This is a genomic window from Massilia sp. MP_M2, assembly GCF_039123635.1.
Taxonomy (GTDB): Bacteria; Pseudomonadota; Gammaproteobacteria; order Burkholderiales; family Burkholderiaceae_D; genus Telluria.
Map to the genome: position 1 here is coordinate 378,999 of NZ_JBCHJF010000004.1, position 19,663 is coordinate 398,661.

Here is a 19,663-nt window from a genome sequence, read left to right on the forward strand (position 1 = left end):
CGCTCGCTGAACGCTGCCCCGGGCAATTCAGCGCAGCACGAGTTTCAGTGCCGGCGTCTCGCCATAATCCTCGTAGCGCTCGTTGATGCCGCCGATACAAAAGGCCAGCTCGTCAAACAGATCCGGCGTGGCCGCCTTCATGGCGGCGGCGTCGAGGATCACGACCTCGAGCACTTCGTCTGGCGCCAGCTGGAAGCGGGTCATGTTTTCGTCGTCGCGCAGGTAGCTCAGGCAATCGACCCAGGCGTCGATGCTGTTCGCATACGACGCCGGGAAACCGAATGCAGCCCGGCTTTGCGCATGAAACGACGCTTCGTCGACGATTGCCGCGCCGTTCAGTTCTGTAACGGCCATATCAGGCTTTCAAGCCCAGCACGTCCTGCATGTCGTACAGGCCGTGGGATTTGTCTGCCAGGAAGCGCGCGGCGCGCAGCGCGCCATGTGCGTAAGTGACGCGGCTGCTGGATTTGTGGCTGATCTCGATGCGCTCGCCCGTGCCCAGGAACATGACGGTATGGTCGCCCACGACGTCGCCGCCGCGCACGGTGGCAAAGCCGATCGTCGATGGATCGCGCTCGCCGGTGACGCCTTCGCGGCCGTACACGGCGCATTCCTTGAGGTCGCGGCCGATGGCGTCGGCAATGACTTCGCCCATCTTGAGCGCGGTGCCCGATGGTGCATCGACCTTGTGCCGGTGATGCGCTTCGACGATTTCGATGTCGTAGCCTTCGGCGAAACTTTTTGCGGCCATTTCGAGCAGCTTGAGCGTGACGTTCACGCCCACGCTCATGTTCGGCGCGAACACGAGCCCGACCTTCCCGGCGGCGGCGGCGATCTCGGCCTTGCCGGCCTCATCGAAACCGGTGGTGCCGATCACCATCTGCTTGCCGTTGGCAGCGCAGTAAGCGAGGTGCGCCAGCGTGCCTTCGGGGCGGGTAAAGTCGATCAGTACGTCGGCATTGTGCAGGCCGTGCTTGATGCTGTCTTCGATCATCACGCCGGTGAGAAAGCCCCCGAAGGCGCCGGCATCCTGACCGATGAACGGCGAACCGGGCATGTCGAGGGCGCCGGCCAGGCGGGCGTCGGGTGCGTACTGGATGGCTTCGATCAGCATGCGGCCCATGCGGCCGCTGGCGCCGGCTACGGCGATATTCAACATCGTCATGGCAATCCTTACTGCTGGGTTGCCGGGGCGGTCACCGTAATCGGTGCGACCGGACGGCTTTCCGGCTTGTCTTTCTTTTCAGGCACTTTGGCAGGGCCCGCGATACGGTCGATGTAGTCGCGCTCGCTTGGCAGGTTGCCGCCTTCGAAACGCTCGACCACGTCATCCTTGAAGAACACGGTGACGCGGCTGGTGGTCAGTTCGCCATTGCCACGGGCCAGGTAGAACGGGTAATCCCAGCGGTCGGCATGGAAGGCATCGAGCAGCAGAGGCGAGCCGAGCAGGAAGCGCACCTGGTCGCGCGTCTGGCCGGCCTTCAGCTGGTTCAGCATCTCTTGCGAGACGAAGTTACCCTGCTGAATGTCCGGACGGTAAGGCGAGAAGATCCACAGGAACTTTTGCAGGCGCGAGGCCTGCACCGTCTGCGCGCCGGCATTGGCGATGGCGGCCGACTTGTCGGCATCGGCGGCAGTGGCCGCAGCGTCCGTTGCCACCGGTGGCGCCGCACGGGTCTGGTTGCGCCAGGATGCGCAGCCCGACAGCGTCAGCGTGCAGACGAGCCCTGCCGCCAGCACCGCCTTGGCGGAAAATCGATGGGATACGGCTTGTTTGACGCGCATAGGTAACCTCAAATCGTTCGAGCGGGAGCTTTCAAAACGCTATATCATAAAGCACTCCGCCAATATGCGAGTAACAAACATGAGTAACAATCCGACCGACCTGAAGGCAAGCGGCCTGAAGGCCACGCTCCCGCGCCTGAAAATCCTGGAAATCTTCCAGAACAGCGCCGTGCGTCACCTCACCGCCGAAGATGTCTACAAGATCTTGTTGGCCGAGAATATGGACGTTGGCCTGGCCACTGTCTACCGCGTCCTGACGCAATTCGAGCAGGCCGGCCTGCTCAACCGTAACCACTTCGAAACCGGCAAGGCCATCTACGAACTCAATGCCGGCTCGCACCACGACCACCTCGTGTGCGTCACCTGCGGCCGGGTCGAAGAGTTCTACGACGAAGAAATCGAGCACCGCCAGAAGATGATTGCCCAAACCCATGGCTACACGATCGTCGACCACGCGCTGGCGATCTACGGCAGTTGCCCGCAGTGCCAGGCAGCGCGCAAGACCAGTTAAGTCATCTGCGGCCGGCAAGGCTGCACGACAAAAAGGGCGCACCGGAATTTCCCGTGCGCCCTTTTTTGCGTCTAGCGACCTTACGGCTGGCTGAGCGCGTTCGACAGCAGCTTGGCGGTGATGTCGACGATGGGAATGACCCGCTCGTACGCCATTCGCGTGGGGCCGATGACGCCCAAGGTGCCGACGATGCGGCCATCGACGGCGTACGGCGCGGTGACCACGCTCATCTCGTCCATCGGCACCAGGTTCGATTCGCCGCCGATAAAGATCTGCACCCCGCCGGCCTTGCTCGACATGTCGAGCAATTGCATCAGGCCGGTCTTTTGCTCAAACATTTCGAACATCTGGCGCAGCGAACTCATATTCGACGACAGGTCGGTCACCGACAGCAGGTTGCGTTCGCCGGAAATGACCACGTCGTCGCTGTCGGCCATGGCCTCGCTGCCCGCCTCGACCGCAGCATGCATCAGGCGCCCCATGTCGTTGCTCAGCTGGCGCAATTCGCCGCTCAGGCGTTGGCGCACGCCGTCGAACGACTGGCCGGCAAAATTCTGGTTCAGGTAATTGGCCGATTGCGATAATTGCGTCGGCGTGTAGTCGACATCGGTCAAGAGCAGGCGGTTCTGCACATCGCCGCGCGGATCGACGATCACGAGCAGGATGCGCTTTTCGGACAGACGCAAAAATTCGATCTGCTGGAACACTGATTCGCGGCGCGGACTTTGCACCACGCCGGCAAATTGCGACAGCGACGAGAGCATCTGCGCCGCGTTGGCGATCAGCTTTTGCGGATGCTGCAGCGGCAGGCGCATGCGCTCGGCGCCGACCGTTGTTTCATCGAGTTGCTTGACGGTCAACAGGGTATCGACAAACACGCGATAGCCGCGCGGCGTCGGAATCCGGCCGGCTGATGTATGCGGACTGGCGACAAAGCCCATGTCCTCGAGGTCGGCCATGATGTTGCGGATCGTCGCGGGCGACAATTCCAGGCCCGACAGCTTGGACAGCGCGCGCGAGCCGACCGGCTGGCCGTCGGCAATATAGCGTTCGACGAGCGCTTTGAGCAGGGTTTGGGCACGGTGATCGAGTTGCATGGTTCCGGGAAACGTCTTTTTCTGTGGTGCTGCGGTGAGAATCAAATTGGGGCGCGGCACGGCAGCGCAAGGGTTGCTGACCGATCCCAGTGTTATACGCGCATCGGCGCGGATCCGTGTGGCAACTCGTGCGGCGGCTCCTGTGGCGGCTTATGTGGGGGCTCGTGTGTGGCATCGAGCCAGGCGAGCAGCGCATCGATGCTGTCCACCTCGACATCGGGCCGCACCTGGTCGGCCAGCTCATTGACCTTGCCGCTGCGGTTCATCCAGGCGGCGCGCAAGCCCGCCTGCTGGGCGCCCTGGACATCGAGCAGCAGGTCGTCGCCCACATACAGGGTGTCGGCCGGCTGCACGCCCAGCGCAGCGCAGCCGGCCAAAAAAATCCCCGGGTCGGGCTTGGCGCGGCCAAAGTCGCGCGCCGCCACCGATGCCTGGAACTGGTCGGCCAGGCCGATCGTGGCCAGATCGGCCACGCCGTTCGTGACCGAGCCGAGCAGAGTTCGCTGCCGAAGCCGCGCCAGGCCCGGCGCCACATCGTCATACAGCGTCACGGCATTGCGCGCGGCGACGAAGAGGACCATGGCCTCGTCCACCCGTGCCACATCCTCGCCTGCCTGCCCGAACGCGGCGACCAGACCGGCGTGGCGCAGTGCGCTCAGGTCGATGGCGTACTCGGGCTGGCGTGCCAGCAATTCCAGGCGCGCCTGACGCAGACTGTCGATCGTGAACCGGGCCGCCACGCGCGGTGCATGCTGCTGCAGCCACGTATATAGAATGGTTTCGGCAGCCCGGATCACGGGCACGATTGGCCACAGGGTATCGTCGAGGTCGAACAGTACGGCTTTGGGCCAGGGGCGGCGGGTCATCGGCTTCCAGGGAACAGGCATGAAAAAACGCTACGCCAGCATAGCGATGCAGGCCGCCAAAAGCAAACCGCACGGTCGGCGCGTTGCTTATGTGACATTGTGCTTACAACCTGATACACATGGAAATGGGACGCAAATGGACCGGTTGCCTAATAAATGAACTAAAATGTTGAGCGATTTTTAATTCCAACCGCGCAGCCTGCGCTTTCCCGCTAGATTTTTTGGAGAATATATGAAGAGTTCCTACCTGTGCGCAAGCGCAGCGCTGGCATGCGCGGTCGTGTTGACTGCTTGCGGTGGCGGCGATGGCCAACTGCTGCTGGCTGGTACGATTACCGGCGTGACCAAGCCGGGCATGGTCCTGACCAATAACGGCGGCTCTGACTATGAAGTCCCAGTGCCGGCTAACGGTACGGGCGTGACCCAGTTCCTCTTCCCGAATCGCATCTCGTCCGATGACAAGTATGATGTGCAGATCAAGAGCACGCCGACCAATGTCGATGCGTCGACGTGCCGGCTGGCTCAGAACAAGGGCCGTGCAGGCTTCGACGTCACGACGATCCAGATCGCTTGCGAATTCAAAACCCAGGCCCTGACCGGCACCGTGAGCAACCTCAAGAACGACCTGATTCTTGTCAATGGCGCCAACCGCGTGATCGTTCCCGCTGGCGCGACCACGTTCAGCATGGCCCGCGTCGCACAAGACGCGCCCTATGGCGTGTCGATTCTGACGAATCCTGCCAACCAGAGCTGCACCATTGCCAACGGCGTCGGCACCATGGGCGCGGCCGATGTGAACAACGTGACCGTCACGTGCGCACCTTAATTTTTCTGGAGTCAAACGCATGAAGTCTTCCCTGATCCGCCCGGCGCTTGCGCTGGCGCTGGCTGCAAGCCTGGCCGCCTGTGGCGGCAGCGACAAAGCAGAATTCACCGTTGCCGGTACGGTGAACGGCCTTGTTTATGAGGACCTGGTCCTCACCAATGCCGGCGTGCCATTGAAGGTCGTACCGCCAACCACCCCCGAAGCACCTGTTCGCTTTGCCTTCCCGGACAAACTGGAATACGGCGATACCTATGATGTCCGGGTCCTGACGCAGCCGAAGCACCAGTTCTGCGAGCCCGGCGCACCGGTCAACGGTTTTTACGCCAACAACGCCGACACGGCGGGCCGTCTCGTATCGATCGACATCGTGATGAAGTGCACGATCAACGAATACACCGTTGGCGGCACGATCACTGGCCTGACCGGCGCCGGCCTGGTGCTGGCCAATGGCAGCACGGGTGGCACCTACACGGCAGCGACGCCGGCAACGCCACCTTCCACGACCCCGATTGCCTATGAGCTGCCTCCGGTGAAATTCAACATTACCTATGGCGTCACGGTCAGCAAGCAGCCGGTTGGCCAGGTCTGCACTGTCGCAAACCCGACCGGTACGATGGGTGACGTGAAAGTACAAAACGTCAACGTCACCTGCGTCGGCGCATAACTCTCGAGAGTTATACGAAATTCTTATGTCGAGTATGCGAAAGGAAAATTGGATTTATATGCTGTAACGCAGCATACTGATCCTGTCTCCTCCAACTCTCCTCAGAAAAGAATTGGATTTCGGCTCGCTCTTGTAGCGGGCCTTTTTTTTGCCTGTCTCTCTTCGCAGTACCAAGACGGTAGAGTGGGCGGGTTTTCCACCCACGCGTTCACACAAACTTTGCACCGCGGCATGCCGCGTTACGTTGAACGCGTGGACGGCATCGCCGTCCACCCTACGTCTGATCGCGCATCCATGAAAAAAGCGCCTCTGGAGGCGCTTTGATTGGTTGACATGCGGGCCGGATGCCCGCAGCAACTAGGCCTGGCTCGGCAGATTGGCCAGCGCCACATACTGCGCCAGGCTCACGGCTTCGGGCCGCACGCTCGGATCGATCCCCGCTTCCACCAGCTGCGCCTCGGTAAACATCCCCGCCACGCAGTTGCGAATCACCTTGCGCCGCTGCGAGAAGGCCTTGGCCACGACGGCTTCCAGACGCTTGGCGTCGCATGGCAGTTGCTGCTTGACCGGCACCATGCGCACGATGGCCGATTCAACCTGCGGCGGCGGATCGAACGCGGTGGGCGGCACGATGAACATCAGCGACATGTCATAGCGCCATTGCAGCATCACCGACAGGCGGCCATAGGTCTTGCTGCCCGGCGCGGCCACCATGCGCTCGACCACTTCCTTTTGCAGCATGAAATGCTGGTCTTCGATCAGGTGAGCGAAGTCCGCCAGGTGGAACAGCAGCGGACTTGAAATGTTGTACGGCAAATTGCCCACCACGCGCAGCTGCTGTCCCTCGGCCACGGGAATCGCGCCAAAGTCGAACTTCAGGGCGTCGCCCGAATGCACCGTCAGGCGCTCGCGCGGATAGGCTTTTTCCAGGCGTGTGACCAGGTCACGGTCGAGCTCGACCACATGCATGTGCGTCAACTGCTTGAGCAGCAGCGCCGTCATCGCTGCCAGTCCCGGCCCGATTTCGACCATTGTCTCGCCCTGGCGCGGCGCGATGGCGTCGATGATGTCGGAGAGGACTTGCTTGTCGGTCAGGAAGTTCTGGCCGAAGCGCTTGCGTGCTACGTGTTTCATGAATGCTTTCTTGATTATTTGACGCCGGCCGCGCGCTGCGCCAGCACCATGTGCATGGCGGCGCGGATCGCTTCGATCATGCTGCCGCAATCGGCCAGGCCCAGGCCCCGCGCGGCCAGGTCGAGCGCGGTGCCATGGTCGACCGAGGTGCGGATCAACGGCAGGCCGAGCGTGACATTGATGCCGCGCCCGAAGGTTGCGTACTTGAGTACCGGCAAACCCTGGTCGTGGTACATCGCCAGCACGCAATCGGCGTCTTTCAGGTATTTCGGCTGGAACAGCGTGTCGGCTGGATACGGGCCGCGTGCATCGATGCCGCGCGCACGCGCTGCCTCCAGCACCGGCGTGATGACGTCGATTTCTTCGCGGCCCAGGTAACCGTTCTCGCCCGCGTGCGGGTTCAGGCCGGTGACCAGGATGACGGGCGCGACGATCCCGAACTTGGTGGTCAGATCGGCGTGCAGGATGTCGAGCACCTGGGTCAGGTTCTCGCGCGTGAGCGCACCCGGGACGTCCTTCAGCGGCAGATGGGTCGTGGCCAGCGCGACGCGCAGGTAAGGTTGATCCCCGCCTGGCGCGCCTGCCAGCATCATCACCACCTTGGCGGTGCCGGTTTTCTCGGCCAGGTATTCGGTGTGACCCGAGAACGCAACACCGGCATCGTTGATCGTGCTTTTCTGCAGCGGCGCGGTGACGATGGCGTCAAACCAGCCTTGCTCGCAGCCTTCGATCGCCAGGTCCAGCGTGGCCAGCACGGCGCGGCCATTTTCGGGGTCGAGCCGGCCCGGCACCACGTGGGCGTCGAGCGGTACGTCGATCACGGCCAGCCGTGTGGCGCCGAAGTGCGGCAGGCCGCCGTTGCGCAGCGCCTGGGTCGACAAGGCGGCCAGGCGGATGGCAGGGTCGATCAGGCTGGCCGTGAGCGCCAAAAACGCGGCGTCGCCCACCAGCACGCAGTTGGCATCATCGCGCATGGCCCAGGCAGCGCGGATCGCGATTTCGGGGCCGATGCCGGCCGGCTCGCCGACCGTGATCGCCAGTGTGGGACGTTGGTGCGCCGGTGGGCGCGCAGGCGCCTGCGGCGCGACCATCGCTTACCCCTCCTCGCGGAATTCGACGTAGGCGCGGTCGCGCACCTGACGCATCCAGTCTTCCATCGCCTCTTGCATCTTGCGGTCGCGCAGGACCTGGCGCGCGACGTTACGCTCTTTCTGCTGCGTCACGTCTTCGCTCTTGCGCTCGACGACCTGGATCAGGTGGAAGCCGAACGGCGACTGCACGATATCGGACGTATCGCCCGGCTTGAGGCCGTTCATCGCGGTCTCGAATTCCGGCACGGTGTCGCCCGGATACAGCCAGCCCAGGTCGCCGCCCTTGCTGGCCGAACCATCCTGCGAATACTGGCGCGCCAGCTCTTCGAAGGTGCCGGCGTTGTTGGCCATTTTCTCCTTGATTTCCAGCAGCTTGCGCTTGACCTCAGCCTCGGTCATGGTCGGGGTGACCTTGAGCAGGATGTGGCGCGCGCGGGTCTGCTCGACGACGGCCTTGTCGGTCTCGCCGGCCAGCGAACGCTTGCCGGCCAGTTTCAGGATGTGGAAGCCAACATTGGTCTTGAGGATCGGCGTGACCTGGCCGGATTCCAGCTTGCGCAGCTCGGTCGAGAAATTCGGCGGCAGGCGGTCGGCATCGCGCCAGCCGATATCGCCACCCTTGAGCGCGTCCGGTGCGTCGGAATAGGTCGAGGCCATGCGCGCGAAGTCGGCGCCGGTGCGCAGCTGGCGCATTACTTCTTCGGCGCGCGCAGCGCGGGCGGCGATCTGCTCGGGCGACGCGTTTTCGGGCACACGCACCAGGATCTGGGCGATGTTGACTTCGATGCGGTCGGCGGCGGCGGCCTTGGCGGCAGCCATATAGGTATCGATCTCGGCTTCCGAGACCTGCACCTTGCTGTCGACTTCGTGCTCGCGCAGGCGCTGCATCATGATTTCGTTGCGGATGTCCTGGCGGAACTGCGAGAAGGGCATGCCTTCTTTTTCCATCTGGTTGCGCATGTCCTGCACCGACAGCTTCTGGTTCTCGGCGATGCGGCCAATCGTGGCGTCCAGCGTGCGGTCGTCGACCTTGACGCCCATTTCCTTGGCCAGCTGCAGCTGGGCGCGTTCGACGATCATCGCCTCGAGCACCTGGCGCTCCATCGTGGCGGTGTCGGGCATCTGGGCGTTACGCGCCTTCATGTTCGCCGTCACCTGGACCATGCGGCCGGCCACTTCGTTGCGCGTGATGACTTCATCGTTGACGACGACCTGGATCGAGTCGACCACCTTGGCATTGGCCGAGGCAGGCGGCAGGAAGCCCGAGCCGGCGGCGGCCGGTGTCGTTGCGGCTGGCGTACCGGCGGCAGGCGCTGCGGCCTGGGCCAGGACCTGGCCGGCGCTGATCGCGCACAGCAGCGCGGCTGCCAACTGGAGAGACTGCAAACGGGTAGTACGCATCATCTGGAAAGCACTCATTTGAGGATTGTTCACGTCAGGTTGGACGACGAAGTATGGACACCGAGTCTGAAATTTGACTTAGGGGCGCCCAATGCCGGCATTCAGTCGCGTATAGCCCGGGACGCTCTTGTTGAACGACTCGAGCGGGTTGCCCAGGCCCAGGCGCGACAAGCCATTGAGCTCGAGCTGGAAGAAGATCGGCGTCGACGTCGTCTGGGCGGCGGTCACGAAACGCTGCGCGCCCATCCGGAACACCCAGCAATCGGCCTGGTACTCGAGACCGATCAGGCTCTCGATCAGCTTGCTGCCGGTGGACGGATTGACTGCCTGCCCCACGCCATACGAACGCAGCGCATAGCTGACCCGGCCCACGCCATACCAGCGTCGCGAGATCGGATACTGCGCCGACAGATCGATGTTGCGGAAGCTGTCACGCTGATAACGATACTCGGCATTCACCGCCTTCATCTTCCCCGGACGCCACTGCACGCTCACGTTCGAGCTGTACAGACTGCTTCCGGCTGCGTCGTATTGTACGCCGCTATCGAAGGTCCAGGACTCGGAAATGGTGCCGCCGGCGGCCAGCAGCAGGTCGTACCGGCTTTGCTGCGCCGCTTCGCCCGCGATGCGCACGCGCGGCTCTTCGAAGTACAGACGCTGGCCAATGGCCAGGCGCAAGCGCTCGGCGCCGTCTTCCTGAATGAAGCGCGAGACCAGCGCTGCGGTCAGCTGGTTGGCGTCGGACACGCGGTCCAGGCCCACGTAGCGGTTCTCGGAAAACAGCTGGGCGTAATTGAAGCCCGAGCGGCCCGTGTCGAACAGCGGGACATCGTCCTGGTTCTCGTACGGCGTGTACACATAGAACAGGCGCGGTTCGAGCGTCTGCGTGGTGGACTTGCCGAACAGCGAAGCCTCGCGCTCGAACACCATGCCGCTGTCGAACGACACCGTCGGAATCGTGCGCGTGAGCTTGGTCGGCTTGCCCAGGCGCGTGGCATGGTCGTCAAGATCGTACTGGGCCGCGTTGTACATCAGCTTGGGCGTGACGAACCAGCCCGGGCGCACGATCGGATAGCTGACCTGCCCCTGGACCACGGCGCGCGAGCCGCCCACGTCGGTTGGGTGGGCGAAGCGGGTCGCCTCGGCGTCCAGCGCCCAGTCGAAGCCCGCCACGTCGTAGCGCGCCGAACGGAAGTTAATCTGCGGCAGGCGATCATATGGGCGCGGCACCGTCAGGCTTGGATTGGTGGCGGCGGCCGGATCCTGCAGCACCTGGTAATTCTGCGCGCGCGCCGACAGGCTCCAGTACTGGCCCGAGTAATCGGTGCGCAGTTCGCGCAGCAGTTGGCGCTCGGCACTGGCCGCGACGGTGCGCGAAAAGTCGGACGGGTATTCATCGTCCGATGCGCCATGCAGGTTCCAGCCGTACGACCAGTTCGGTTTGATCGCGCCGTTGTGCAGCGAGTCGGCGCGCCAGCGCGTGGTGCCCGTCTGGCGGTCGTCCGGCAGCACTTCGACGTGGGTTTCGCCGCTGTAGGTGCTGCCCAGATAGCGCCCGGTCGCGCCCAACTGGAAACCGCGGTCGAACATCATGCGCGGGTACAGCGTCAGGTCGCGGTTCGGTGCGATGTTGACGTAGTACGGCACCATCACTTCGGCCTTGCCCTGCGAGCCGAAACCGACGGTTGGCGGCAGCCAGCCCGAACGGCGCTGGCCCGACAGCGAGAACGACATCGCCGGCGTGCCGAGAATCGGCACATCCTTGAAGTAGATGACCGTCTTGCCGGCGGTGCCGACGTCGCGGCCCTTGTCCAGGCGCAGCGTGCTCGACTTCAGATACCAGTCCGGGTTCGGCCCTTCGCAGGTGCTGTAGGTACCGTCGCGCACGACGGCCTGCTGTTCACCCAGAAAGTCGATCCGGCTCGCCTGGCCCTGGGCATTGTTCGCCGCCATGAAATAGGTCGGGTTGAGCAGGTAGCCCTTGCCGGTTTCGAGGTTCAGCTGCAGCTCGTCGCCTTTGTAGCGGTCGCCAAAGCGCCACATGTCGACGTTGCCGGTGGCCGTGACCTCGTCTTCGACGATCAGGTAGCAGGCCGTGTCGGCAGTCATGCCGGTCTGGCCGCGCGTGATCTCCACGTTGCGGGCGAGGTCAAGCCGGCGGTCGGGCCGCCCGGCGATGTCCTCGGCCTTGACCGTGACGGGAAGTTCGTCTTCGGCCTGGACTGTTGGCGCGGGGGCGGTGACGTTGACGGTGGCAGGCGTCTGGGCGAACGCAGGCATCGCAGTGACCGAAGCCAATGCATACAGTGCGAGCACGTGTCGTGGTGGGAATGGTTGGGCCGAGGACCAGCTCATGGAAAATCGCAGCTCATGGAGAATCGACGTGCGCCATAAAGGGCGGTTTTTTTGGGATGAATCCCTTATTATAGGGGAATTAGTTCAACCAACCGGATTCATCAGGCCGCTTCATGTCATCTTTGTCTCAAAACCTTACCGCCTCCACCGACGCAGTGCCAGATACCCGGCTGTCGCAACTGAACGAATGGCTGGCCACGACCGGCCTGGTCGACGTCGCGTCCGGCCGCCGCGCCTCCGTCGACGCCAGTTTCCGGCGCTACTTCCGCTACGATGTCGTCGCCGACATGCAGGCCAAGCTCGGCGCGACGCTGGTCGCGATGGATGCCCCGCCCGAGCGCGAGAACGTGCCGGCCTATGTCCATGTGCAGGGCTTGCTGCTGGAGGCCGGCGTGAGCGTGCCGGCCATCGCCGCGCGCAACGTCGAACAGGGCTTCCTGCTGCTGTCCGACCTGGGCAACACCACGTACCTGTCGCGCCTGTCCATTGACAATGCCGCCTTCATGTATTCGGACGCCGTCGACGCGCTGCTCAAGTTCCAGATGGCCAGCCAGCCGGACGTGCTGCCCGAGTTCGACCGCGCCTTCATCATGCGCGAACTGGGCATCTTCCCCGAGTGGTACCTGGGCAAGCACCTGGGCGTGACGCTCGACGCCAAGCAGCAGGCGCAGCTCGACAAGGTATTCGAAGCCATTGCCTCCAACGTGCTGTCACAGCAGCAGGTCTACATGCACCGCGATTTCCATTCGCGCAACCTGATGTTCCTCGACCAGAACAGCCCGGGCGTGCTCGACTTCCAGGATGCCGTGTATGGCCCGGTCACGTACGACCTGGCTTCGCTGCTGCGCGACGCCTACATCCAGTGGGACGAAGACATGGTGCTCGACTGGGTGGTGCGTTACTGGCAAAGCGCCAAGAGCGTCGGCCTGCCGGTCAATCCGGACATCGACGCGTTCTACCGCGACTTCGAATTCATGGCCCTGCAGCGCCACCTGAAAATCCTCGGCATCTTCTGCCGCCTGAACTACCGCGACAACAAGGCCCACTACATGGGTGATCTGCCGACGGTGCTCGACTACGTGCGCAAGACCGCCAACCGCTACAACGAACTCAAGCCGCTGCTGCGCCTGCTCGACGCAGTCGACGACAAGCCGCAACAGTTCGGCTACACCTTCTAAAGGCATCCATCATGAAAGCGATGATTTTTGCCGCCGGCCGCGGCGAGCGCATGCGGCCACTGACCGATACCTGCCCGAAGCCCCTGCTCAAGGTGCGCGGCCGGCCCCTGATCACCTGGCACGTGCTGAACCTGGTGCGCGCCGGGATCGTCGACATCGTCATCAACCACTCGCACCTGGGCCACATGATCGAGACCGAACTGGGCGACGGCAGCCGCTACGGTGCGCGCATCGTCTACTCGCACGAACCGAGCCCGCTCGAGACGGCCGGCGGCGTGGCCAATGCGCTGCACCTTCTGGGCGACGAACCATTTCTGGCGGTGTCGGGCGACATCTATGCGCCCTACTTCGACTTTACCGAGGCGCTCGATGCACTCAAGGACAAGGACGCAGTAGGCCAGGTGTATGCGGTCGACCAGCGCGACATCGCCTGGCTGTGGCTCACGCCGAACCCGTGGCACAACCCCGAGGGCGACTTCGCGCTCGACATGTATACGCTGCGCAATGAGGGTGAGGCCAAATTCAATTTCGCCGGCATCGGCGTGTACCGGCCCGAGATGTTCGACGGCATCCGCGCCGGCGAGTTCGTCAAGTTCGGCCCCCTGATGCGCCAGTACATCGAGCAGGGTCGCATCGGCGGCGAGGTGTATCACGGCCAGTGGGTCAATGTGGGCACCGTCGGCCAGCTGGAAGAACTGAACGCGCCGCTGCGGCCGGCCAAGTCGGCGCCATGATGCCGGCCGGCGCCGTGCATGCCAACCGGCGCGCGCGCGTGCTGGCGCAGATGCCGCCGGGCGCGGTGGCGGTGCTGGGCACGGCGCCCGAGGTCATGCGCAATGGCGACAGCCCGTATCCATACCGGCACGACAGCTACTTTTACTACCTGAGCGGCTTCGCCGAGCCTGACAGCTTCATCGTGCTGGTGGCGGCGCCCGATGCGCGCGCTGCCCGCACGATCCTGTTCTGCCGCGCGAAAGACCCCGACCATGAAATCTGGGATGGTTTTCGCTACGGGCCCGAGGCGGCGCGTACGGCGTTCGGGTTCGACGAGGCATATCCGATCGACGAACTTGACGCGCGCATGGTCGGCATCCTGTCGAATGCACCGGCGCTGCACTACGCGCTGGGCCACGGCGCAGCGCTCGATGCGCAGGTCGCCGGCTGGCTGAAGGGCGTGCGCGCACTGGGCCGCACGGGCGTGACGGCGCCGGCGACGACGCATCATCTGTTGGCGCTGCTGGACGAGATGCGGCTGGTCAAGGATGCGCATGAAGTGGCATTGATGGCGCGCGCCGGCGCCATCTCGGCCGGGGCGCATGCGCGCGCGATGCGCGCCACGCGCCCCGGGATGATCGAATACGAGATCGAGGCCGAACTGCTGCACGAATTTCGCCGCCATGGCGCGCAGGCGCCGGCGTATTCGTCGATCGTTGCATCGGGCCCGAATGCCTGCGTGCTGCACTACAGTGCCAACGACCGGCGCATTCTCGATGGCGAGCTGGTACTGATCGACGCCGGCTGCGAATTTGATGGCTACGCGGGCGACATCACGCGCACCTATCCGGCCAACGGCCGCTTCACGGCGCCGCAGCGCACGCTGTACGACCTGGTGCTGCGCGCCCAGGCTGCAGCGCTGGCGGCAGTCAGGCCGGGGCAACCGTACAGCGGGATCCACGAGGCGGCGGTGCAGGTGCTGACCGAAGGCATGCTCGACCTGGGCCTGCTGGACAAACGCAAGGTCGGCTCGGTCGACGATGCGATCAACACGCGCGCGTTTGCCCAGTTCTACATGCACGGCACCGGCCACTGGCTCGGGATGGACGTGCACGATGTGGGCGTGTATCGCGACCTGGCGCTACCCGAGAAACCATCGCGCGCGCTGCAGCCGGGCATGGCGCTGACCGTGGAGCCGGGCATCTATGTGCGGCCGGCCGACGGCGTGCCCGAACAATACTGGAACATCGGCATCCGGATCGAGGACGACGTCGTCGTCACCGAGACGGGCGCGCGCATCCTGACGGACGGCGTACCGAAAGACGTGGCGGAGATTGAAGCATGGATGAAGGCAGCACGATGACGAACCCACTACACGACGTCGATGTGGCGATCTGCGGCGCGGGGCCGGTGGGCCTGGCGCTGGCGGGCTTTCTGGTCCGGCGCGGCATCGCCGGGGCGCGCATCGCGCTCATCGACGGCAAGTCGCTGGACCAGGCGACTGCGGATCCGCGTTCGATCGCGCTGTCGTGGGGCAGCGCGCAACTGCTGCAAGAAATCGGCGCCTGGCCGCTGGCCGCAACGCCGATCCACGAGATCCACGTCTCGCGCCGCGGCCAGCTGGGCCGCAGCCTGATGCGCCGCGACGACCACGACGTGCCGGCGCTGGGCTACGTGACGCGCTACGGCGCCGTCGTCGATGCGCTGGCGAAGGTGTGCGGGCAGGCCGGGGTCTTGATGCTGCGCCCGGCGCGCGTGGCATCGCTCGACGAACAGCCCGATGCGGTCCAGCTGCATCTGGACGATGGCAGCACGGTGCGTGCACGGGTGGCAGTGCAGGCCGAAGGCGGCCTGTTTGGCGCGCAAGACCAGCGCGCCCGCAGCCGCGACTACGAACAGAGCGCGGTCATCGCGCGCGTGACGACCGCGCTGCCGATTGCGCACCGCGCGTTCGAACGCTTCACCGACGAAGGCCCGCTGGCGCTGCTGCCCGAAGACGGCGCCGACGGCCACGGGTACGCGCTGGTCTGGTGCATGCGCCCGGAGCGTGCACAGGCGATCCTGGCGCTGGACGACGCGCGCTTTCTCACGCAGCTGGGCGAGGCCTTCGGCGCACGCCTGGGCGCCTTCACGAAGGTATCGCCACGCAGCGCCTTCCCGCTCGGTCTGAACGCCGAAGCACGCGCCACGGCCCGCACGGTCGCCATCGGCAATGCCGCGCAAACGCTGCACCCGGTGGCCGGCCAGGGCCTGAACCTGGGCCTGCGCGACGCCGCCGTGCTGGCACGCCAGCTGGCGCGCGGGGCGGACCCAGATGCGATCGCCCGTTTCACGGATGACCGCGCAGGCGACCGCCGCACGACCATCGGCCTGACCGACACGATGGCCCGCGCCTTCACGATCCCCGGCCCGCTGCAACCGCTGCTCGGCCTGAGCCTGGCCGCGCTCGACCTGACCCGCCCCGCCCGCACGCTGCTGGCCGACCTGATGATGTTCGGCCGCCGCTAACCCCAAGCAATTACCCAACAATTGGGGTCAGAGTCGAATTCTTTGACAACGTTTTGTGACATGGCCGCCCATACATTGCCAAAGGCGATGTATGGGCGGCCATATCTGTCACTCGCGTAGGGTGGAGGGCTACGCCGTCCACGCGTTCATATCCATTCGATTTCGTGGTACACCACAATTTGTTGAACGCGTGGGCGGGAAACCCGCCCACCCTACGGCCAACTGATTCAATTCGACCGCGACAGCGCTTCCAGCAATTTGGTAGCGGTGGCCGCCGACGAACCCGGATTCTGGCCGGTGATCAGCAAGCCATCGGTGACCACGTACGAACCCCAGTCGTCGGTACGCGAATAGACTCCGCCTTTTGCCTTGAGCTCGTCTTCCACCAGGAACGGCACGATGTCCGTCAGCTCGACCGCGGCTTCTTCGCTATTGGTAAAGCCGGTGACGCGCTTGCCCTGCACGAGTGGCGTGCCGTCGGTGTTCTTCACGTGGCGCAGCACGCCAGGTGCGTGGCACACCAGCGCCACCGGCTTGTTGGCGGCGATGAACGACTCGATCAGCGCAATCGAGTTGCGGTCTTCGGCCAGGTCCCACAGCGGACCGTGGCCACCCGGGTAGAACACGGCATCGAAGTCAGCCTGCGAAACGGTGTCGAGGCGCACGGTCGCGGCCAGTTGCGCGTTCGCGGCGGCATCGGCCTTGAAGCGGCGGGTGTCATCGGTCTGGGCCGATGCATCATCACTCTTCGGGTCGAGCGGCGGCTTCCCACCGGCAGGCGAGGCCAGCACGATGTTGGCGCCGGCTTCCTTCAACGCGTAATATGGGGCAGCCAGCTCTTCGAGCCAGAAGCCGGTCTTGCGGCCGGTGTTGCCCAGGGTGTCGTGCGAAGTCAATACGATCAGGATGTTCATGGTGTGGCTCCTTGTTGTTGATGTTAATAGACCAGTCGTCTAGATTACGTGTCAAAAAAACGCTTCCCGAGAAGCGTTCGGTATTCGTGTTACTCCGGCAATTGCAACAGGCGCCGCGTGGTCACCAGCGCTGCATCGAACGCCACCGCATCCCGCGCGATCTTGGCCATCAGGCTGGCGCCCAGCCACAACTGATACAGACTCTGCGCCACCTGCCCTGCTTCGCCCTCCACCGTCAGCGAACCGTCGGCGATACCGCCTTCAATGGCATCGGCCAGACGGGCGACGATGCCGGCAGTACCTTGCTTGAGCGTCAGGCGCATCGGCTCGGACAGATCGACCACCTCCGCGCCCAGCTTGACGGCCAGGCACTTGCCCTGGCAATCATCAAGCGACTGGTTCGAGCGCCATTGCCCGAAGTAGGTCAGCAATTTGCCGGCCATTGGCCCAGCCGGATCGCGCAGCGTACCGTCCATCTCCGCCAGATACGTCTCGAAATACCTGGCCAGCAGTGCTTCGCCGAACGCGTCTTTCGAGCCGAAGTAATGGTAGAACGATCCCTTCGGCACGCCGGCCGCAACCAGGATCTCGTTCAGCCCTACCGCCGAGAACCCTTTTTTGGCCATGATGCGCTGCCCAACGTCGAGGATAGTGTCGCGAACGCCGGACGATTCGGATGTCAATGCTTTTGCCATGAACCCACTATATCCTAAATTAGACCAGTCGTCTAGGGCCGTGCGCAAGCGGGGTGCCAGGCTGGATGGCCAGAGTTCCTGAGGGCTATTAGCCAATAATTCGACTCTGACCCTAATTGTTGGGCTATTGCTTAGTCGACGGCTTTGACCATCGCCTCGATGACTTTTTTGGCGTCGCCGAAGACCATCATCGTGTTGGGTTGGTAGAACAGGTCGTTGTCCAGGCCGGCGTAGCCGGAGGCCATCGAGCGTTTGTTGACGATGATGCTTTTGGCCCGGTAGGCTTCCAGGATCGGCATGCCGGCAATGGCCGACTTCGGGTCTTTCGCAGCCGGGTTCACCACATCGTTGGCGCCCAGGACCAGCACCACGTCGGTCTGGCCGAATTCACCGTTGATGTCTTCCATCTCGGCCACCTGGTCGTACGGCACTTCGGCCTCGGCCAGCAGCACATTCATGTGGCCTGGCATGCGCCCGGCCACCGGGTGGATCGCGTAGCGGACCGTCACGCCGTGCGCGGTCAGCTTGTCGACCAGTTCCTTGACCGTGTGCTGCGCGCGCGCCACGGCCAGGCCGTAGCCGGGAACGATGATCACCGACTCGGCATTCTGCAGGATGAACGCGGCGTCTTCGGCCGAGCCGGATTTGACGGGCCGCTGCTCTTTCGCAGCGCCGACGTCGGCCACCGCTTCGCCACCGAAGCCGCCCAGCAGCACATTGAAGAACGAGCGGTTCATCGCCTTGCACATGATGTACGACAGGATCGCGCCGCTCGAGCCGACCAGCGAGCCGGCGATGATCAGCATCGCGTTATTCAGCGAAAAACCGATCCCCGCCGCCGCCCAGCCCGAGTATGAATTGAGCATCGAAACCACCACCGGCATGTCAGCCCCGCCGATCGGGATGATGATCAACACGCCCAGCACGAACGCCAGCGCCGCCATCACGATGAACGCGCCCCATGCGGGCTGCGCGCCATCGGCAAAGCAGAAGACCAGGCCCAGCGCGACAATGGCGATGGCGACGAACAGATTCAGGATATGCTGGCCCGCAAAGCGCACCGGCGCGCCCTGGAACAGGCGAAACTTGTACTTGCCCGACAGCTTGCCGAACGCGATCACCGAGCCCGAAAACGTCACCGCGCCGACGAACGTGCCGATGAACAGCTCGAGCCGGTTCCCGAACGGCAGCGGCTCGCCCCGCGTCGTGATGTTGAAGGCCCACGGTTCGGCCACCGCCGCGATCGCGATGCAGACGGCGGCCAGCCCGATCAGCGAGTGCATCGCTGCGACCAGTTCCGGCATCTTGGTCATCTCGACCTTCTTCGCGGCGGTCGCGCCAATCGCGCCGCCCACCACCACGCCCAGCAGCACCAGCCCGAATCCCAGCCCCCCGCCCTGCTGCAGCCGTTCCTGCAGCTTGAGCATCAGCGCGATGGTGGTGAGCACCGCGATCGCCATGCCGGCCATCCCGAATGCATTGCCCAGGCGCGCCGTCGACGGCGACGACAAGCCCTTGAGCGCCTGGATGAAGCACACCGAGGCCACCAGATAGAACAGCGTGACCAGGTTCATGCTGATGGCGTTCATGCCGCATCCTCCTGCTTCGGCGCGGCCTTGGGCGCCTTCTTGCGGAACATCTCCAGCATGCGCTGCGTGACCAGGAAACCACCGAACACGTTCACCGCCGCCAGAGTGACGGCCAGCGTACCGGCCACGCGTCCTGTCAAGCCTTCGGTCAGGCCGGCGGCCAGCATGGCGCCGACGATGACAATGGCCGAGATGGCGTTGGTCACCGCCATCAACGGCGTGTGCAGCGCCGGGGTGACGGTCCAGACCACGTGGTAGCCGACGTAGATCGCCAGCACGAAGATGATCAGGTTGATGACGGTGTGGCTGATGTCCATGGTGTCTCCTGTCCGTTG

Annotated in this window: 20 protein-coding genes; 7 read left to right on the top strand and 13 right to left on the bottom strand. The window is 64.1% G+C overall.

The window, feature by feature from the left end; translation table 11 throughout:
* Positions 1–27 precede the first annotated feature (27 nt).
* From RCH14_RS11995 to RCH14_RS12005, 3 genes are read right to left on the bottom strand one after another with little or no spacing between them, the layout of a single operon-like run.
* Positions 28–354 carry a barstar family protein gene (locus tag RCH14_RS11995; RefSeq protein ID WP_343026338.1) on the bottom strand — a complete coding sequence of 109 codons (327 nt, stop codon included), beginning with the start codon at positions 352–354 and terminating at the stop codon, positions 28–30.
* 1 nt (position 355) lies between these two features.
* Positions 356–1,165, bottom strand: coding sequence for a 4-hydroxy-tetrahydrodipicolinate reductase (gene dapB, locus RCH14_RS12000; RefSeq protein ID WP_343026339.1), 810 nt, complete (start codon positions 1,163–1,165; stop codon positions 356–358).
* Between the two features lie 8 nt (positions 1,166–1,173).
* The gene (locus tag RCH14_RS12005) at positions 1,174–1,785 is read right to left on the bottom strand and encodes an outer membrane protein assembly factor BamE (protein WP_343026340.1); all 612 of its coding nucleotides are present in this window, start codon (positions 1,783–1,785) and stop codon (positions 1,174–1,176) included.
* A 79-nt stretch (positions 1,786–1,864) separates the two neighbouring features.
* Here RCH14_RS12005 and fur point away from each other — a divergent pair, with 79 nt between their 5' ends.
* A complete protein-coding gene (fur, locus tag RCH14_RS12010; RefSeq protein WP_343026341.1) occupies positions 1,865–2,296 on the top strand; it encodes a ferric iron uptake transcriptional regulator in 432 nt (143 codons plus the stop codon).
* A gap of 80 nt (positions 2,297–2,376) precedes the next feature.
* Here the strand turns inward: fur and hrcA are convergent, their stop codons facing one another.
* Both hrcA and RCH14_RS12020 read right to left on the bottom strand, forming a co-directional pair.
* Complete coding sequence (gene hrcA, locus RCH14_RS12015; RefSeq protein WP_343026342.1) at positions 2,377–3,393, bottom strand: heat-inducible transcriptional repressor HrcA; 1,017 nt, start codon at positions 3,391–3,393, stop codon at positions 2,377–2,379.
* 92 nt (positions 3,394–3,485) lie between these two features.
* Entirely contained in the window at positions 3,486–4,259 is a 774-nt protein-coding gene (locus RCH14_RS12020; protein ID WP_343026343.1) for an HAD family hydrolase, read from the bottom strand.
* 232 nt (positions 4,260–4,491) lie between these two features.
* On the opposite strand from RCH14_RS12020, the gene RCH14_RS12025 reads away from it, so the two are divergent.
* Positions 4,492–5,085: a hypothetical protein gene (locus RCH14_RS12025; RefSeq protein WP_343026344.1), complete on the top strand. Its 594-nt coding sequence runs from the start codon at positions 4,492–4,494 to the stop codon at positions 5,083–5,085.
* A gap of 19 nt (positions 5,086–5,104) precedes the next feature.
* Positions 5,105–5,749, top strand: coding sequence for a hypothetical protein (locus RCH14_RS12030; protein ID WP_343026345.1), 645 nt, complete (start codon positions 5,105–5,107; stop codon positions 5,747–5,749).
* 357 nt (positions 5,750–6,106) lie between these two features.
* On the opposite strand, the gene rsmA is transcribed toward RCH14_RS12030, so the two are convergent.
* From rsmA to RCH14_RS12050, 4 genes are all read right to left on the bottom strand, one after another.
* Complete coding sequence (rsmA, locus tag RCH14_RS12035) at positions 6,107–6,883, bottom strand: 16S rRNA (adenine(1518)-N(6)/adenine(1519)-N(6))-dimethyltransferase RsmA (RefSeq protein WP_343026346.1); 777 nt, start codon at positions 6,881–6,883, stop codon at positions 6,107–6,109.
* Positions 6,884–6,897: 14 nt separating this feature from the next.
* Positions 6,898–7,974 (bottom strand): 4-hydroxythreonine-4-phosphate dehydrogenase PdxA, encoded by a 1,077-nt coding sequence (gene pdxA / locus RCH14_RS12040; protein WP_343026347.1) that lies wholly within the window; start codon positions 7,972–7,974, stop codon positions 6,898–6,900.
* Between the two features lie 3 nt (positions 7,975–7,977).
* Positions 7,978–9,378, bottom strand: a complete 1,401-nt coding sequence (locus RCH14_RS12045; RefSeq protein WP_343026348.1) for a peptidylprolyl isomerase — start codon at positions 9,376–9,378, stop codon at positions 7,978–7,980.
* 75 nt (positions 9,379–9,453) lie between these two features.
* On the bottom strand, positions 9,454–11,730 hold the full coding sequence (locus RCH14_RS12050; protein ID WP_343026349.1) for an LPS-assembly protein LptD: 2,277 nt from the start codon (positions 11,728–11,730) through the stop codon (positions 9,454–9,456).
* Positions 11,731–11,843: 113 nt separating this feature from the next.
* Here RCH14_RS12050 and RCH14_RS12055 point away from each other — a divergent pair, with 113 nt between their 5' ends.
* From RCH14_RS12055 to RCH14_RS12070, 4 genes are read left to right on the top strand one after another with little or no spacing between them, the layout of a single operon-like run.
* Positions 11,844–12,908 carry a phosphotransferase gene (locus RCH14_RS12055; protein ID WP_343026350.1) on the top strand — a complete coding sequence of 355 codons (1,065 nt, stop codon included), beginning with the start codon at positions 11,844–11,846 and terminating at the stop codon, positions 12,906–12,908.
* Positions 12,909–12,919: 11 nt separating this feature from the next.
* Positions 12,920–13,642 carry an N-acetylmuramate alpha-1-phosphate uridylyltransferase MurU gene (gene murU / locus RCH14_RS12060; RefSeq protein WP_343026351.1) on the top strand — a complete coding sequence of 241 codons (723 nt, stop codon included), beginning with the start codon at positions 12,920–12,922 and terminating at the stop codon, positions 13,640–13,642.
* Positions 13,639–14,985, top strand: a complete 1,347-nt coding sequence (pepP, locus tag RCH14_RS12065) for a Xaa-Pro aminopeptidase (protein WP_343026352.1) — start codon at positions 13,639–13,641, stop codon at positions 14,983–14,985. The genes murU and pepP overlap by 4 nt, the downstream gene beginning before the upstream one ends.
* Positions 14,964–16,130: a UbiH/UbiF/VisC/COQ6 family ubiquinone biosynthesis hydroxylase gene (locus tag RCH14_RS12070; protein WP_343026353.1), complete on the top strand. Its 1,167-nt coding sequence runs from the start codon at positions 14,964–14,966 to the stop codon at positions 16,128–16,130. The genes pepP and RCH14_RS12070 overlap by 22 nt, the downstream gene beginning before the upstream one ends.
* Before the next feature lie 227 nt (positions 16,131–16,357).
* On the opposite strand, the gene RCH14_RS12075 is transcribed toward RCH14_RS12070, so the two are convergent.
* From RCH14_RS12075 to RCH14_RS12090, 4 genes are all read right to left on the bottom strand, one after another.
* Positions 16,358–17,044, bottom strand: a complete 687-nt coding sequence (locus tag RCH14_RS12075; RefSeq protein WP_343026354.1) for a type 1 glutamine amidotransferase domain-containing protein — start codon at positions 17,042–17,044, stop codon at positions 16,358–16,360.
* Positions 17,045–17,133: 89 nt separating this feature from the next.
* On the bottom strand, positions 17,134–17,739 hold the full coding sequence (locus tag RCH14_RS12080) for a TetR/AcrR family transcriptional regulator (protein ID WP_343026355.1): 606 nt from the start codon (positions 17,737–17,739) through the stop codon (positions 17,134–17,136).
* A gap of 131 nt (positions 17,740–17,870) precedes the next feature.
* The gene (locus RCH14_RS12085; protein WP_343026356.1) at positions 17,871–19,328 is read right to left on the bottom strand and encodes an NAD(P)(+) transhydrogenase (Re/Si-specific) subunit beta; all 1,458 of its coding nucleotides are present in this window, start codon (positions 19,326–19,328) and stop codon (positions 17,871–17,873) included.
* Positions 19,325–19,645 carry an NAD(P) transhydrogenase subunit alpha gene (locus RCH14_RS12090; protein ID WP_343026357.1) on the bottom strand — a complete coding sequence of 107 codons (321 nt, stop codon included), beginning with the start codon at positions 19,643–19,645 and terminating at the stop codon, positions 19,325–19,327. Before RCH14_RS12090 ends, RCH14_RS12085 begins: the two co-directional genes overlap by 4 nt.
* Positions 19,646–19,663: the final 18 nt, after the last annotated feature.

Excerpts from the sequence above, each read along its gene's own strand:
- murU (WP_343026351.1), top strand. The coding sequence starts at position 12,920 with ATGAAAGCGATGATTTTTGCCGCCGGCCGCGGCGAGCGCATGCGGCCA.
- RCH14_RS12055 (WP_343026350.1), top strand. The coding sequence starts at position 11,844 with ATGTCATCTTTGTCTCAAAACCTTACCGCCTCCACCGACGCAGTGCCA.
- RCH14_RS12080 (WP_343026355.1), bottom strand. The coding sequence starts at position 17,739 with ATGGCAAAAGCATTGACATCCGAATCGTCCGGCGTTCGCGACACTATC.
- hrcA (WP_343026342.1), bottom strand. The coding sequence starts at position 3,393 with ATGCAACTCGATCACCGTGCCCAAACCCTGCTCAAAGCGCTCGTCGAA.
- rsmA (WP_343026346.1), bottom strand. The coding sequence starts at position 6,883 with ATGAAACACGTAGCACGCAAGCGCTTCGGCCAGAACTTCCTGACCGAC.
- RCH14_RS12090 (WP_343026357.1), bottom strand. The coding sequence starts at position 19,645 with ATGGACATCAGCCACACCGTCATCAACCTGATCATCTTCGTGCTGGCG.
- RCH14_RS12025 (WP_343026344.1), top strand. The coding sequence starts at position 4,492 with ATGAAGAGTTCCTACCTGTGCGCAAGCGCAGCGCTGGCATGCGCGGTC.
- pepP (WP_343026352.1), top strand. The coding sequence starts at position 13,639 with ATGATGCCGGCCGGCGCCGTGCATGCCAACCGGCGCGCGCGCGTGCTG.
- RCH14_RS12020 (WP_343026343.1), bottom strand. The coding sequence starts at position 4,259 with ATGACCCGCCGCCCCTGGCCCAAAGCCGTACTGTTCGACCTCGACGAT.
- fur (WP_343026341.1), top strand. The coding sequence starts at position 1,865 with ATGAGTAACAATCCGACCGACCTGAAGGCAAGCGGCCTGAAGGCCACG.
- RCH14_RS11995 (WP_343026338.1), bottom strand. The coding sequence starts at position 354 with ATGGCCGTTACAGAACTGAACGGCGCGGCAATCGTCGACGAAGCGTCG.
- RCH14_RS12030 (WP_343026345.1), top strand. The coding sequence starts at position 5,105 with ATGAAGTCTTCCCTGATCCGCCCGGCGCTTGCGCTGGCGCTGGCTGCA.
- pdxA (WP_343026347.1), bottom strand. The coding sequence starts at position 7,974 with ATGGTCGCGCCGCAGGCGCCTGCGCGCCCACCGGCGCACCAACGTCCC.
- RCH14_RS12085 (WP_343026356.1), bottom strand. The coding sequence starts at position 19,328 with ATGAACGCCATCAGCATGAACCTGGTCACGCTGTTCTATCTGGTGGCC.
- RCH14_RS12075 (WP_343026354.1), bottom strand. The coding sequence starts at position 17,044 with ATGAACATCCTGATCGTATTGACTTCGCACGACACCCTGGGCAACACC.
- RCH14_RS12005 (WP_343026340.1), bottom strand. The coding sequence starts at position 1,785 with ATGCGCGTCAAACAAGCCGTATCCCATCGATTTTCCGCCAAGGCGGTG.
- dapB (WP_343026339.1), bottom strand. The coding sequence starts at position 1,165 with ATGACGATGTTGAATATCGCCGTAGCCGGCGCCAGCGGCCGCATGGGC.
- RCH14_RS12045 (WP_343026348.1), bottom strand. The coding sequence starts at position 9,378 with ATGATGCGTACTACCCGTTTGCAGTCTCTCCAGTTGGCAGCCGCGCTG.
- RCH14_RS12050 (WP_343026349.1), bottom strand. The coding sequence starts at position 11,730 with ATGAGCTGGTCCTCGGCCCAACCATTCCCACCACGACACGTGCTCGCA.
- RCH14_RS12070 (WP_343026353.1), top strand. The coding sequence starts at position 14,964 with ATGGATGAAGGCAGCACGATGACGAACCCACTACACGACGTCGATGTG.